14 protein-coding genes are annotated in these 13,056 nt (G+C 65.0%); 8 read left to right on the top strand and 6 right to left on the bottom strand.

Annotated elements, in window-relative coordinates; all coding sequences use genetic code 11:
- Positions 1-19: 19 nt before the first annotated feature.
- Positions 20-358 (bottom strand): bluetail domain-containing putative surface protein, encoded by a 339-nt coding sequence (locus ACQ7JA_RS00955; protein ID WP_430894034.1) that lies wholly within the window; start codon positions 356-358, stop codon positions 20-22.
- 145 nt (positions 359-503) lie between these two features.
- Between ACQ7JA_RS00955 and ACQ7JA_RS00950 the strand changes: the two genes are divergently transcribed.
- Positions 504-1,085: a hypothetical protein gene (locus ACQ7JA_RS00950; RefSeq protein ID WP_430894032.1), complete on the top strand. Its 582-nt coding sequence runs from the start codon at positions 504-506 to the stop codon at positions 1,083-1,085.
- A gap of 268 nt (positions 1,086-1,353) precedes the next feature.
- On the opposite strand, the gene ACQ7JA_RS00945 is transcribed toward ACQ7JA_RS00950, so the two are convergent.
- Positions 1,354-2,025, bottom strand: coding sequence for a class I SAM-dependent methyltransferase (locus ACQ7JA_RS00945; protein ID WP_430894030.1), 672 nt, complete (start codon positions 2,023-2,025; stop codon positions 1,354-1,356).
- Between the two features lie 12 nt (positions 2,026-2,037).
- Positions 2,038-2,976 carry a CysB family HTH-type transcriptional regulator gene (locus tag ACQ7JA_RS00940; RefSeq protein ID WP_430894028.1) on the bottom strand — a complete coding sequence of 313 codons (939 nt, stop codon included), beginning with the start codon at positions 2,974-2,976 and terminating at the stop codon, positions 2,038-2,040.
- A 181-nt stretch (positions 2,977-3,157) separates the two neighbouring features.
- Here ACQ7JA_RS00940 and ACQ7JA_RS00935 point away from each other — a divergent pair, with 181 nt between their 5' ends.
- The 7 genes from ACQ7JA_RS00935 (at position 3,158) to ACQ7JA_RS00905 (ending at position 9,636) form a co-directional block, all read left to right on the top strand.
- The gene (locus tag ACQ7JA_RS00935) at positions 3,158-4,846 is read left to right on the top strand and encodes a nitrite/sulfite reductase (protein ID WP_430894501.1); all 1,689 of its coding nucleotides are present in this window, start codon (positions 3,158-3,160) and stop codon (positions 4,844-4,846) included.
- Complete coding sequence (locus ACQ7JA_RS00930; RefSeq protein WP_430894026.1) at positions 4,839-5,402, top strand: DUF934 domain-containing protein; 564 nt, start codon at positions 4,839-4,841, stop codon at positions 5,400-5,402. Before ACQ7JA_RS00935 ends, ACQ7JA_RS00930 begins: the two co-directional genes overlap by 8 nt.
- 10 nt (positions 5,403-5,412) lie before the next feature.
- Complete coding sequence (locus tag ACQ7JA_RS00925; RefSeq protein WP_430894024.1) at positions 5,413-6,129, top strand: phosphoadenylyl-sulfate reductase; 717 nt, start codon at positions 5,413-5,415, stop codon at positions 6,127-6,129.
- Between the two features lie 23 nt (positions 6,130-6,152).
- Entirely contained in the window at positions 6,153-7,091 is a 939-nt protein-coding gene (gene cysD, locus ACQ7JA_RS00920) for a sulfate adenylyltransferase subunit CysD (protein WP_430894022.1), read from the top strand.
- Entirely contained in the window at positions 7,091-8,398 is a 1,308-nt protein-coding gene (locus ACQ7JA_RS00915; RefSeq protein WP_430894020.1) for a sulfate adenylyltransferase subunit 1, read from the top strand. Before cysD ends, ACQ7JA_RS00915 begins: the two co-directional genes overlap by 1 nt.
- A 13-nt stretch (positions 8,399-8,411) precedes the next feature.
- Positions 8,412-9,143 (top strand): uroporphyrinogen-III C-methyltransferase, encoded by a 732-nt coding sequence (gene cobA / locus ACQ7JA_RS00910; protein WP_430894018.1) that lies wholly within the window; start codon positions 8,412-8,414, stop codon positions 9,141-9,143.
- An 88-nt stretch (positions 9,144-9,231) separates the two neighbouring features.
- Positions 9,232-9,636, top strand: a complete 405-nt coding sequence (locus ACQ7JA_RS00905; RefSeq protein ID WP_430894016.1) for a DUF4214 domain-containing protein — start codon at positions 9,232-9,234, stop codon at positions 9,634-9,636.
- A 15-nt stretch (positions 9,637-9,651) separates the two neighbouring features.
- Here the strand turns inward: ACQ7JA_RS00905 and ACQ7JA_RS00900 are convergent, their stop codons facing one another.
- The 3 genes from ACQ7JA_RS00900 to ACQ7JA_RS00890 all read right to left on the bottom strand — a co-directional run bounded on the left by ACQ7JA_RS00900 (position 9,652) and on the right by ACQ7JA_RS00890 (position 12,861).
- On the bottom strand, positions 9,652-10,134 hold the full coding sequence (locus ACQ7JA_RS00900) for an RES family NAD+ phosphorylase (protein WP_430894014.1): 483 nt from the start codon (positions 10,132-10,134) through the stop codon (positions 9,652-9,654).
- Positions 10,131-10,697 (bottom strand): type II RES/Xre toxin-antitoxin system antitoxin, encoded by a 567-nt coding sequence (gene parS / locus ACQ7JA_RS00895; RefSeq protein WP_430894012.1) that lies wholly within the window; start codon positions 10,695-10,697, stop codon positions 10,131-10,133. Before parS ends, ACQ7JA_RS00900 begins: the two co-directional genes overlap by 4 nt.
- 91 nt (positions 10,698-10,788) lie before the next feature.
- The gene (locus ACQ7JA_RS00890) at positions 10,789-12,861 is read right to left on the bottom strand and encodes a DUF4214 domain-containing protein (protein ID WP_430894010.1); all 2,073 of its coding nucleotides are present in this window, start codon (positions 12,859-12,861) and stop codon (positions 10,789-10,791) included.
- Positions 12,862-13,056: the final 195 nt, after the last annotated feature.

The following is a 13,056-nucleotide window of genomic DNA, read 5'->3' as shown; positions in this document are numbered from 1 at the left end:
GGGTAGCCGCGGGCGCCGCCTACACCAGGGCGATGGTGCCGTACTGGGCGTTGAACGAGACCTTCGTCAGGTCGACACCGGTCAGCTGGACGATCAGGTCCTGGCCGGCCGCGAAGGCAGCCGCGGACTCGGCGCCGCTGTCGACGACCACATAGGCGTTGCCCTGGTAGCTGAACCAGACGGCCTCGCCGGCACGGGCCTGGGTGATGGCGGCGTCGACGTAGTTCGAGAACACGGCGGTCGCATCGTCCAGGCTGGCGAAGCCGCTCACGGATGCGGCGGCGCCATTGAGCCACTTGAGTTGCAGCAGATCCCCGGCAGTGAAGTCTTTCACCATCGAGTAAGTGGACGCGAACACAAATCGAGGGCTTAGGCGGGAAGGATAGCATCAGGCCATAAAGCAGAAAGGAGACAAGGCACCAGCAACATTTCCTTACAGCTGAGTAACCGCGCTTTACGCCTTAGCAACAGACAATGGGCTCCCCTCATTTCGACGCCTGTCCATGAAACGTCTGCCGCTTGCCCTCGCCACCGCCCTGCTCTTCTGCCTGCCCGCCGCCCGGGCCATTCCCATTTCGGACTGGCGCGCCGACGAGCTCCTGATGCAGGCGCCGGAAATCAGGAAGGAACTGGCCCTGAACGAGAACCAGCGCCTCCTGTGGGAACAGAGCGAACGCAAGACCCGCACCATCCTGCGCACGCGCAAGGAGCGCCGCGAGGCGCTCGACGCGGCAGCCAGGGCATTGGCAGGCGACCCGGCGGGCGACCTGCGCACGCTTGCCGCCCCGCTCGACGCCGACGCGGCGGCCACCCAGGCCGAGGACCTGGCCTTGCGGGAAACCTGGTTATTGATGAACGACGCACTCGACGACGCGCAGCGCACCAGGCTGCTGGCGCATGTGCGCAGCACGCTGGAGCGCCAGCCGGGAGGCCCCGGCGGCGAAGGAAAGCCTGAGCGCGGCAACCGACCGGAAGGCGGCGGCCGCGGCCGTGGCGGACCGGGCGGCGCCGGCGGCATGCCGGGCGGCGGCAGCCCGTCCGGCAGCGGCGGCATCAATATCGGCGGCAGCCGCGGCGGATTCTAAACCTACACCGGTGTCAGGTCAACTACACCGGTGTCAGGTCTGACATTCGGACACGAGCTCGAGCGTTATTGACGCTGACTGTTGAGCCCGTGTCCATTTGTCAGACCTGACACCGAGGTGTTGATTCTCGGCCTTATTTCAGGCGGCAGGTCAGCAACTACACCGGTGTCAGGTCTGACATTCGGACACGAGCTCGAGCGTTATTGACGCTGACTGTTGAGCCCGTGTCCATTTGTCAGACCTGACACCGAAGTGTTGATTCTCGGCCTTATTTCAGGCGGCAGGTCAGCGCCCAGCAGGAATCCCAGCGGCCGATCTTGATCTCGCGGACGGCCGTGCCGAGGCGCTTGCGCAGGGCGCTGTCGGTGGGGTAGTTCTTCGGCAGCTCGTGGCGATTGCCGTCGGCGTCGACGAACTGGGCCCAGGTATTGCCCTGGGCATCGGTGCGTGCGACCGTCGGGCTGGCGCCCTCGACGTATTCGTCGTCGATCAGCACCAGCAGCGTATCCTTGCCGATGCGTGAACGCAGGCCGGCCAGGAAGGCGTCCTGCTGTTCCTTCTTCAGGTGCGACCACAGGAAGCCGGCGAACACGGCAGTGATCTTGCCGCCCTCGGCAATGTCCGCCGGGATGTCCAGCGCGTCGACCACGCGATAGCGCACATTTTCCAGCCCCTCGCCATGCTCGCGGGCCACGTTCAGCATGGCTTCGCTGGCGTCGGTGGCGATGACCTGGGTGGCCGTCTCGGCGATCACATCGGTCCAGTAGCCGGTGCCGCAGCCCAGTTCCAGCACGGTGTGGCCGCGCATCAGTTCCGCGACCTGCTCGGCGACGTCGTCGAGGTCGTCCTGGCGGTCTTCGTCGCTCTCGTCGTGGAACTGGGCGTCATAGTGGTCGGCGATTTTCGTGAAGAAATCAACGACCGAATTGCTAGTGCTCATAAATTTTCCTTGTTAAAGCTCGTAGTTCTCGCCGCCGCGCATCGCCGACTCGACCATCTTGCGGTTCAGGGTCGGGGCCAGCAGTTCGATGAAGGTGTAGATGTAGCTGCGCAGGTAGGCGCCCTGCTTCACGGCTACCCGCGAAATGTTCATGCCGAACAGCTGGCCGACGGGAATGGCGCGCAGGTTGCGGTCGCGTTCCGGGTCGAAGGCCATGCCGGCGATGATGCCCACGCCCATGCCCAGCTCGACATAGGTCTTGATGACGTCCGCGTCGATGGCCTCGAGCAGCACGTCCGGCTTGAGGTTGCGCAGGCCGAAGGCGTGGTCGATCTTGCTGCGGCCGGCAAAGGCGGCATCGTAGGTGATCACCGGGTAGGAGGCGATCTCTTCCAGCGAGACGGCCTTCGAACGGGTCAGCGGGTGGTCCGGCGGCACCACCAGCACGTGTTCCCACTGGTAGCACGGCAGGGTGATCAGGCCCTCGATGGCGGCGATCGACTCGGTGGCGATGGCCAGGTCGGCCTGGTCGTTCTTGACCATGTCGGCGATCTGCTTCGGATTGCCCTGCAATAAAGACAAGCGCACCTTGGGGAACTTCAGCATGAAGGCCTGCACCACCTTGGGCAGCATGTAGCGCGCCTGGGTGTGGGTGGTGGCGATGGTGAAGCTGCCGCTGTCGTGGGCCGCGTATTCCTTGCCGATGCGTTTCAGGCTGTCGATTTCCTGCATGATCAGCTCGACCGACTGCAGCACCAGGCGGCCGGGCTCGGTCAGCCCGCGGATGCGCTTGCCGTGGCGGGTGAAGATGTCGACCCCGAGCTCTTCCTCGAGCTCGATGATGGCTTTCGAGACCCCGGGCTGGGAGGTGAACAGCGCCTTGGCGGCGTCGGTCAGGTTGTAGTTCTGGCGGACGGCTTCGCGCACGAAGCGCAGCTGGTGAAGGTTCATGAAGAGTGGTCGATGGTTGGTATGGTTCTTGTCAATGCGGCAGCAGGTGACATTTTAAGATGCTTATTCGAGTTACGCATATAAGCAAATGAAATCTCCGTAGTTTGGAATATATAGCGTGGTGCTTACACTTGACCCAACATTTAACGGGTGGACAATGTTTGCCCCATTGGACGAGACCATGTACCGCTACGACCACTACGACCATCTCATCGTGCGCGAACGCATCGCACAGTACCGCAGCCAGGTGGAACGCCGCCTGTCCGGTGAGCTGCTTGAGGAAGAATTCCTGCCCCTGCGACTGCAAAACGGCCTGTACATGCAGCGCCACGCCTACATGCTGCGTGTCGCCGTGCCCTACGGCCTGCTGGCGTCGCGTCAGATGCGCATGTTCGCCCATATCGCGCGCAAATATGACCGTGGCTACGGCCACTTCACCACCCGCCAGAACATCCAGTACAACTGGATCGAGCTGGAGCAGACGCCGCAGATCCTGGAAGACCTGGCCTCGGTCGAGATGCACGCCATCCAGACCTCGGGCAACTGCATCCGCAACATCACCACCGACGAGTTCGCCGGCGTGGCGGCCGACGAGATCATCGATCCGCGCCCCTTCGCCGAGATCCTGCGCCAGTGGAGCACCTTCCACCCCGAGTTCATCGCCCTGCCGCGCAAATTCAAGGTGGCGATCAACGGCGCCGTCGAAGACCGCGCCGCGATCGCCATCCACGACATCGGCCTGACCCTGGTGAAGAACGATGCGGGCGAAGTCGGCTTCAAGTTCATGGCCGGCGGCGGCATGGGCCGTACCCCGATCCTGGGCTCGGTCATCCGCGACTTCCTGCCCTGGCAGCACCTGCTGACCTATACCGAAGCCGTGATGCGCGTGTACAACCAGCACGGCCGCCGCGACAACAAGTACAAGGCCCGCATCAAGATCCTGTTGAAGGCCGTGGGCGTCGAGGAATTCACCCGCCAGGTCGAAGAAGAGTGGCAGGACCTGAAGGACGGCCCGGAAACGCTCACCCAGGAAGAATTCGACCGCGTGGCCCAGTGGTTCCAGCCGCACGGCTATGCCCAGCTGGAAGACATCGATCCGGCCGCCCAGCACGCCGACAACCGCGCGTTTGCCAACTGGATCAACCGCAACGTCAAGCCGCACAAGGTGCCGGGCTACGCCGCCGTGGTGCTGTCGCTCAAGAAGACCGGCGTGCCGCCGGGCGACGCGACCGCCGAGCAGATGGACTTCGTGGCCGATCTCGCCGACAAGTACAGCTTCGGCGAACTGCGCGTGACCCACGAGCAGAACCTGGTGCTGGCCGACGTCGAACAGAGCAAGCTGTTCGAACTGTGGCAGCTGGCGAAGGCCAAGGGCCTGGCAACGCCGAACATCGGCCTGCTGACCGACATCATCGCCTGCCCGGGCGGCGATTTCTGCTCGCTGGCGAATGCCAAGTCGATCCCGATCGCAGCCGCCATTGCGGAACGCTTCGACAACCTCGACTTCCAGCACGACATCGGCGACATCGAACTGAACATCTCGGGCTGCATCAACGCCTGCGGCCACCACCATGTGGGCGCCATCGGCATCCTCGGCGTCGACAAGGACGGCAGCGAATGGTACCAGGTGTCGATCGGCGGTTCGCAAGGCAACACCTCCGCCATCGGCAAGATCATCGGCCCGTCCTTCTCGGCCGTGCAGATGCCGGAAGTCGTCGGCCGCCTGCTCGAAGTCTATGTGCGCGAACGCTTCGAAGGCGAGCGCTTCGTCGACACCGTGCATCGCCTCGGCATCACGCCATTCAAGGAACACGTCTATGCCACGCCGATCGCGGCGGGCGAACTGGTTGGGGAAGACCACTATGCCTAATTTTGTCGTTCATAAGCAGATCATCAAGCATCGCGAAGTGGTCGACGACGACTGGAGCGTGTTGCGCCTGGCCGAGGGTGAGACGCCCGACGCCGTCGAAGTCCCTGAAGGCAAGTTCATCGTGCCGCTGACCGTGTGGCTGGCCCAGCGCGAGACGCTGGGCCAGCGTGCCGCCATCGCGGTCTGGCTGGCGCCGGACGAACAGGCGGCAAGTATCAAGGACGACCTCGGTCGCCTGGCCCTGGTCGCCGTCGACTTCCCGAAGTTCTCGGACGGCCGCGGCTACTCGACCGCCTTCAATTTGCGCAAGCGCCTGGCGTACACGGGCGAGCTGCGCGCCATCGGCGACGTCCTGCGTGACCAGCTGTGGCCGCTGTCGCGCGTCGGTTTCGACGCCTTCGCGACCCGCCAGGACCGCAGCATCCACGACGCCCTGAAGGGCCTGACCGTGTTCTCGGAGACCTATCAGGCATCGGTCGACCAGCCGCTGCCGCTGTTCCGCCGTGCGCCGCGCGGCGCGCCGCCGGAACTGACCGACATCGGCGCGGGCATCTGAAGGACGCACCATGAGCGACCTGCACCGCCGCGTCGAAGAGACGCAAGCCATCCTGGCGCGCATCGCCCGCGATCATTCGCCCGCCGTGTTCGCCTCCAGCCTGGCGGCCGAGGACATGGTCCTGACCGACCTGATCCTGAAAGCGAAGCTGCCGATCGGCATCTTCTCCTTGGAGACCGGCCGCCTGCACGCCGAGACGCTCGATATGCTGAACCGCGTGCGGGACACGTACGGCATTGACATCGCCCTGTTCCGGCCCCAGCCCGACGCGGTCGAGGCCTATGTGGCGCAGAACGGCCTGAACGCCTTCTACGACAGCGTCGAGATGCGCAAGGAATGCTGCCGCATCCGCAAGGTCGAGCCCCTGGGCCGCGCGCTTGCGGGCAAGCAGGCCTGGATCACCGGCCAGCGCCGCGCCCAGTCGACGACCCGCGCCGAGCTGGCCGTACAGGAAGACGATGCGGCCCACGGCATGCAGAAGTTCAATCCCCTGGCTGACTGGTCGGAGGAAGATGTCTGGGAGTATCTGCGCACGAACAATGTGCCATACAACGCCCTGCATGACCGTGGCTACCCTTCGATCGGCTGCGAACCCTGCACCCGCGCCATCCAGCCGGGCGAGGATGTGCGCGCCGGACGCTGGTGGTGGGAAAACCCTGAATCCAAGGAATGCGGCCTGCACCTGGTCGACGGCAAACTTATTCGCATTACATCCGTAGCGGCCTGAGCCGCTGCAAACAGGCAAACAACATGACGACCCTACTCGACAATCCGGCCGTGCTCACGGACGTGAATGCGCGCCACCTCGACGCACTGGAATCCGAGGCCATCCACATCCTGCGCGAAGTGGCGGCCGAATGCAGCAATCCCGCCCTGCTGTTCTCGGGCGGCAAGGACTCGGTCGTGCTGCTGCGCCTGGCCGAGAAGGCCTTCCGTCCGGGTAAATTCCCCTTCCCCCTGGTGCACATCGATACCGGCCACAATTTCGACGAGGTGATCGCCTTCCGCGACGCTCGTGTGGCGGAGCTCGGTGAGCGCCTGATCGTCGGCTCGGTCGAGGATTCGATCAAGCGCGGCACCGTGCGCCTGCGCAATCCGCAAACCGACTCGCGCAATGCGGCCCAGGCCGTGACCCTGCTGGAAACCATTGCCGAGCACGGCTTCGACGCCTGCATCGGCGGCGCCCGCCGCGACGAAGAAAAGGCCCGTGCGAAAGAGCGCATCTTCTCCTTCCGCGACGAATTCGGCCAGTGGGACCCGAAGGCCCAGCGTCCGGAACTGTGGGACCTGTATAACACCCGTGTCCACCCGGGCGAGAACATGCGCGTCTTCCCGATCTCGAACTGGACCGAACTCGACGTGTGGCAGTACATCGCCCGCGAGAAGCTGGCCCTGCCCTCGATCTACTTTGCCCACGAGCGCCAGGTGATCCCGCGCAACGGCCTGCTGGTGCCGCTCACCCCGCTGACCCCGGCGCGCGAAGGCGAAGCGATCGAGACCCGCACCGTGCGCTTCCGTACCGTCGGCGACATCTCCTGCACCTGCCCGGTGGCGTCCACCGCCGCCACGGTCGAGAACATCATTGCCGAAACCGCCGTCACCGAAGTGACCGAGCGCGGCGCGACCCGCATGGACGACCAGACCTCGGAAGCGTCGATGGAAAAACGCAAGAAGCAAGGATATTTCTGATGAACGCCATGACCGACAATCTCAAGCAACGGGGCCTGCTGCGCTTCATCACCGCGGGTTCCGTCGACGACGGCAAGAGTACCCTGATCGGCCGCCTGCTGTTCGACAGCAAGGGCATCTTCGCCGACCAGCTGGCCGCCGTCTCGCGCTCCAAGCACAAGCGCACCGTGGGCGACACCATCGACCTGTCCCTCTTGACCGACGGCCTGGAAGCCGAGCGCGAACAGGGCATCACCATCGACGTGGCCTACCGCTACTTCGCCACGCCGAAGCGCAAGTTCATCATCGCCGACACCCCGGGCCACGAGCAGTACACCCGCAATATGGTGACCGGCGCCTCGACCGCGGACGCCGTGATCATCCTGGTGGACGTGTCGAAAGTGAAGCTCGGCGACGACGGTTCGGTGACCCTGCTGACCCAGACCAAGCGCCACTCGACCATCGCCAAGCTGCTGCAGATCGAGCACGTGATCGTGGCCGTCAACAAGATGGACCTGGTGAACTACGACCGCACCGTCTACGAGCGCATCGTGGCGGCCTACCGCGAATTCGCCGATTCGCTGGGCCTGAAGGACGTCACCGCGATCCCGCTGTCGGCACTCAGCGGCGACAACGTGGTGGACCGCTCCGAGAAGATGGCCTGGTACGAAGGCCCGACCCTGATCGAGCTACTGGAAGGCCTGTCGGTCTACGACGAATCGCACGCCGCCCCCTTCCGCTTCCCGGTGCAGCTGGTGGCGCGCCACAACGGCCACGAAGCCAACGACTTCCGCGGCTATATGGGCCGCATCGAATCGGGCAAGGTCTCGGTGGGCGATACGCTGGTGGTCCAGCCCTCGGGCCAGACGGCCACCGTGAAGGATATCGTGACCTTCGACGGTTCCCTGCAATCGGCGACCGCCGGCCAGTCGGTGACCCTGCTGCTGAACGAATACCTGGACATCTCGCGCGGCGACCTGCTGGCAGGCAGCGAACAGCCGGCGACCCTGCTCAAGCAGGTGGTGGCGGACATGTGCTGGATGTCGGACGAGCCGCTCGATGCGCGCCGCAAGTACTGGATCAAGCACGGCACCCGCCAGACCGCCGCCAAGATCAAGCAGGTCGACAGCATCCTGGACGTCAACACCCAGCAGCGGCATGCGGCGGAAGGCCTGAAGCTCAACGACATCGCCACCGTGCAGCTCACCGTGCAGCAGCCGCTGGCCGCCGACGCCTATTGCGACAACCGCGCGACGGGCGCCTTCATCCTGATCGATGAAGTCACCCACCAGACCGTCGCTGCGGGTATGATCCGACTGGATCAATAAGCGAAGGGGTGCCATGGCGGGGCTGGGCAAAGTCTATCTGGTAGGAGCCGGACCCGGCGCCGCCGACCTCATCACCGTGCGCGGCGCGCGCCTGCTGGCGCAAGCCGACGTCGTGCTCTACGACGCCCTCGTCACCCCCGAGATGCTGGGGTTGTGCCGCCAGGCGGAGCTGATCTCCGTCGGCAAGCGCTCGGGCCAGCGCTCCACCGCGCAAACCCTGATCAACGAGCAGCTGGTCGACTGCGCCGGCAGATACCAGTGCATCGTGCGCCTGAAAGGCGGCGACCCGATGCTCTTCGGCCGCGCCGACGAGGAATTGCGCGCGCTGGAAGCGGCCGGCGTCGAGGTCGAGATCGTCCCCGGCATCACCACGGCGGTTGCCGCCGCGGCGGCCTCCAAGCAGCCCCTCACCAAGCGCGGCGTGGCGCGCAGCGTCGCCTTCTTCACCTCGAGCACGGCGCCGGGCCAGCCCGACCAGCGGGACGCCGCACCGCCCGCCCTTCCCAAAACCGACACCCTGGTGCAGTACATGGGCGGCCGCGAAGCCTCCGCCACCGCCGAGCGCCTGCTGGCCGAGGGCCGGCGCGCCGGACTGCCCGTCGTAATCGTCGAGAACTGCAGCCGGCCCGACGAGCGCATCGTACGCATGACCTTGCAGGATCTGGCGCGCGGCCTGGAGCCCGGCCACGGCCCGGTGCTGGTGATGCTGGGCGAAGCCCTGGCCAAACGCGAGCACCAGCCCTGAAGCATTGTTAAAAATTATCTACCGACAGTCAAAAATTCTCGATTGGCTGATAGTATGAAGCATCCAGGACACTATTTTGAGGGATGCCATGGGCAATGTCGAACGCCTCCAGTTCGGCAAGAGCATGGTCGCCTTCGACGTCGACGGCACCGCGGGCCAGGCCTACCGCATCTACCAGGCGGCGTTCGACCGCAAGCCGGACGCGGGCGGCCTGGGCGCCTGGATCCACGTGCTCGACCACGGGACGTCGCTGGACACGGTGGCGGGCGGCTTCCTGGCCAGCGGAGATTTCGCCGAGCGCTACGGCAACAATCTCACGAACGACCAGTTCGCGACGCGCCTGTACCAGAACGTGCTGCACCGTGAGCCCGAAAAGGGCGGCGATGACCACTGGACGCTGGTGCTGGCGGCATTCGGCGAGTCGAACGAGAACAAGGCGCAGGTGATCGGGGCCATCCAGGACGGCATGGAGTACACCCTGTTCGGCGCCTGAGCGACACGCGGGACTTCATAGCCCGCCGTGCGGCCCCAGAAGGCGTGGATCGTACCCCCACTTCCTGACCTTGTTCGCTTTGATGTGCCGGGTATCGGGATGTCCTGGATTGATCAGCACATTGCATTCTTCGGGCACGATGACCGAAGGAACCAGCATCACCGCGCTTTTGTTGCTCTTCAGCCAGGCATCCCCTTCGTCAAGGCTGATTCTGCCGGTCGGGATGGCGTCCCAGCCGATCTGAGGCACGATCAGGCGGGCTGCCTTTTTCCAGACTGCGGTCGGTATATCGAGTTCGACCAGGTAGCGGTTCAGGGGCAGTCCGCCGGCCTTGAGATGGACGAACGTCTCCAGCACGGCGAGGGAAATATTCGATGCACAATAGACCATGGCATTGCCCTTCCTGTTCCAGCGTCCGCCGGAAACCTTGGCACCGGCTCCGGACAGATCTTCCGCGGTGTAGTCGGGTGTGTCGGTGGCAATTCGCCATGCCTTCATGCGTAGGCCCCGGTCTGCATCGTCTTGAGCAGACTGGAGATCAGCTCCTGCCCCTCGAAGGTGTCCATGTACTCGGCGGGGGTATGTCCCCCGAGGGCCGGGATCGGTTCATCCATCCAGCGGGCTACCCATTTCCTCGCATCGAAGTCCTTCATCGCTTCGGGGTCGCCGGAGTCCGCAAGCATGGCCTCTACCTGGCCAATCAACTTGGCCATGCCGATCACTTTTTCGCTCTCTTCCCGTGACAAGGGCTGGTGCAAGGCCGCCTTGCGATTCACCGTCGCCGGTGCGATATCGAGCATGCGGCATACCTTTTCCTGCGTGATGCCGAGCTGGACAATGAACACCTTGAAGTCTTCAGCAGGAACGCCCTGGCGAATGCGGTCGATGCGAGATTGGGGACTGCTCAAAAAAACATCGTGATAACGAAGCACCCAGTGCTGAAAACTGTCCCTCTCGTTCCCTTCTTCCGGAGTTTTCGCTTTCCTTCTACTGCGCATTACCGGAGCGGCGCTTGTCGTCCTGGACAATGCCGCCGGGGATCGGCTGACGGGGCTCTTCATAATTCCTCCCATTTGAGCAATCAGTATAACTCAAATGAGCGGCATGATCTTATCCTGCCACGGCCTGGGCGATGCCTGGTGCTGGTGGTGCTCAGCCGTAAGGCGTGAACTCGATGCCGTTCTGGATCAGGCCAATGACCTGGGCCTGGTTTTCCGGGCTTTCGCTGAAGAAGGCCAGCAGCTCGCCGCGCGAGAAGCCGAGGTCCAGTGCGTTCATCCAGAAGTTGTAGCCGCCCGCTTCCGGTGCGCGGTGCAGGGTGTTCTCGTACAGCAGGGTGACGAATTCCGCATTGCTGGTCTGCGCGCCGTAGGTACGGGCGAACTCCGCGCTGGCGGTGAAGCCGGCCGCGGCCTGCGCCAGGGTCACGCCGTTGTCGATCATCTTGATCCAGAAACCCAGACCGCCGGCGTCCGGCTCGCGGTCGAAGGCGGCCTTGTACAGCCGGTAGGCCTTGCCGGCATTGCCGTCGATGTCCAGCGCCACCGACACGTCCTTGAAGGCCAGGCGCTCGACGTTGACCAGGCTGTCGGTGCCGCCGACGCCGGAGCGGTCGACCACGGTCGCCGCGTTGCCGGCGCGCGAGATCGCGTACATGTTCTTGCTCATGCCGTAGGACACGGTGTCGATGCCGCCCAGGCCGTCGAACTTCTGGCTGCCGGTGCTGGAGCTGAACAGGTTGGCGCTGTCGTTGGCCAGGCTGCCGCCCTGGCCGGACAGCACGCGCGCCTCGATGTAGGAGGCGCCGTCGGCCTGGGTGTCGACCCAGGCGCTGGCGAAACCGCCGCTTGCCAGGGCGGTCACGGCCACGTGCGACTGGTCGCCCTGGCGCATCTCGTTGATCGCGAATTCGCAGGCGTCGCGGGCCGCGCCGTCGGAGCCGAAGCGGCGGCCGAACACGCCGTTGCCGTCGAAGTCGCCGGACTGCGATTCCCAGGTGACGACGAAGCCGCCGTCGGACAGCGCGGTGACGTAGGCGTCGAAACGGCCACCGCCGCCGTCGACGTTCGCCTGGGTCATGCCGCCGACGCGGTTGCCGGCAGCGTCGAACATCTGGAAGAAGATGTCGCTGGCGGCATAGCCCCAGGGCGAGTTGGCATAGCTGTCCCAGGCCACCACGAAGCCGCCGCCGGCCAGCGTCGTGATCGACGGCAGCGGGGCCGCGGTCGCCAGGGTGGCGGCCAGGCCGTCGCCGCTGGCGAGGAAAGGTGCGCCGCCGTTCAGGGCCGCGTAGACGTTGCCGTCGCCGAGTTCGCCCCAGCTCACCACATAGCTGCCGCCGACTGCCGCCAGGCTCGGGCTGAAGGCGGTGCCGAGGTTGCCGTAGACCTGCTCGCCGGCGAGCAGGTTCCCGGCCGCATCAGCCGTGCGCACGTGGATCTGGCCGCCGACGCGCCAGGCAAAGGCAAAGCCGCCGTTCTGCAGGGCGACGACGTCGGGCATGCCGGTGTCGCCGCCGGCACCGACCATGACTTCCTGGCCGAGATTGCCCCAGGAATCCGTGATGCGGTAGCTCACGCGCGGCGTGCCCCAGGCCATGCTGGTGTAGGCGACCACGGCGCGGCCGTCCGAGAGCGCCGCGACGCTTGGGGAGCTTTCCGTCACGCCGTCGCTCGCGGCGGTGATCGCGAACACGCCGGTCGCCGCGCCGCCCGAGGCGTCGCGCACCTGGGCGTTGATGGCGCCGTCACGCGACTCCCACACGGCCAGGAACTGGCCGGTCGACAGGGTGGCCAGTTCCGGGCTGGCGCCGCTGCTGGCCAGGCCCAGGCCGAGGTCGCTGCCGAAGCCGTCGAGCTCGCGCGTGCTGCCCGCTTCCACGTTGTAGATCAGGGTTTGGGTAAAACCGGTGCCGGCGCGCGGGTTGCCCCAGGCGTCGAGCTGGTTCTTGTCGTAGTAGTGCACGGTCACCGTGGTCGCGGCGCCGACCTCGGGCAGGAGGGCCGCATTGTTCAGCACCAGGCGCGCCGTCTCGTCGATGGCCGGATTGTAGGCGATCGAGAACAGGCCCGGGTTCGACTGGGCGTCGATGACCCAGCGTCCGCCGGTCAGTGGGCCGGTGTCGACGGCGGTGAGCGTGGCGGCAACGGCGCCGCTTTGCAGGGAAGTCAGCAGGGTGTCACGATCGTCGACGATGCCGACGGGCGCGTAGTCGATAATGCTCATTGGGGATTTTCCTGGAAAGCTGGCAGCGCAGAACGCGCTGGCCTGAACAGGTCCCAATAATGCCGCACGGCAAGCCGACTTGAAATGGAGAAATTACATTCCGCATGGAAATATCGCGCGGATACAACGGAACATTGTCGCGCTTGCCAAGGGTGTTACCCCCTTGTCAGCAGCCGACTGGGCAGGGTGCCTGTC

Source organism: Massilia sp. BKSP1R2A-1 (genome assembly GCF_050586525.1).
In the GTDB taxonomy this organism is placed as follows: domain Bacteria; phylum Pseudomonadota; class Gammaproteobacteria; order Burkholderiales; family Burkholderiaceae_D; genus Telluria.
This window is presented reverse-complemented; position numbering and strand designations above follow the sequence as displayed.

Excerpts from the sequence above, each read along its gene's own strand:
- ACQ7JA_RS00950 (WP_430894032.1), top strand. The coding sequence starts at position 504 with ATGAAACGTCTGCCGCTTGCCCTCGCCACCGCCCTGCTCTTCTGCCTG.
- ACQ7JA_RS00905 (WP_430894016.1), top strand. The coding sequence starts at position 9,232 with ATGGGCAATGTCGAACGCCTCCAGTTCGGCAAGAGCATGGTCGCCTTC.
- cobA (WP_430894018.1), top strand. The coding sequence starts at position 8,412 with ATGGCGGGGCTGGGCAAAGTCTATCTGGTAGGAGCCGGACCCGGCGCC.
- parS (WP_430894012.1), bottom strand. The coding sequence starts at position 10,697 with ATGAAGAGCCCCGTCAGCCGATCCCCGGCGGCATTGTCCAGGACGACA.
- ACQ7JA_RS00940 (WP_430894028.1), bottom strand. The coding sequence starts at position 2,976 with ATGAACCTTCACCAGCTGCGCTTCGTGCGCGAAGCCGTCCGCCAGAAC.
- ACQ7JA_RS00945 (WP_430894030.1), bottom strand. The coding sequence starts at position 2,025 with ATGAGCACTAGCAATTCGGTCGTTGATTTCTTCACGAAAATCGCCGAC.
- cysD (WP_430894022.1), top strand. The coding sequence starts at position 6,153 with ATGACGACCCTACTCGACAATCCGGCCGTGCTCACGGACGTGAATGCG.
- ACQ7JA_RS00890 (WP_430894010.1), bottom strand. The coding sequence starts at position 12,861 with ATGAGCATTATCGACTACGCGCCCGTCGGCATCGTCGACGATCGTGAC.
- ACQ7JA_RS00930 (WP_430894026.1), top strand. The coding sequence starts at position 4,839 with ATGCCTAATTTTGTCGTTCATAAGCAGATCATCAAGCATCGCGAAGTG.
- ACQ7JA_RS00915 (WP_430894020.1), top strand. The coding sequence starts at position 7,091 with ATGAACGCCATGACCGACAATCTCAAGCAACGGGGCCTGCTGCGCTTC.
- ACQ7JA_RS00925 (WP_430894024.1), top strand. The coding sequence starts at position 5,413 with ATGAGCGACCTGCACCGCCGCGTCGAAGAGACGCAAGCCATCCTGGCG.
- ACQ7JA_RS00935 (WP_430894501.1), top strand. The coding sequence starts at position 3,158 with ATGTACCGCTACGACCACTACGACCATCTCATCGTGCGCGAACGCATC.
- ACQ7JA_RS00900 (WP_430894014.1), bottom strand. The coding sequence starts at position 10,134 with ATGAAGGCATGGCGAATTGCCACCGACACACCCGACTACACCGCGGAA.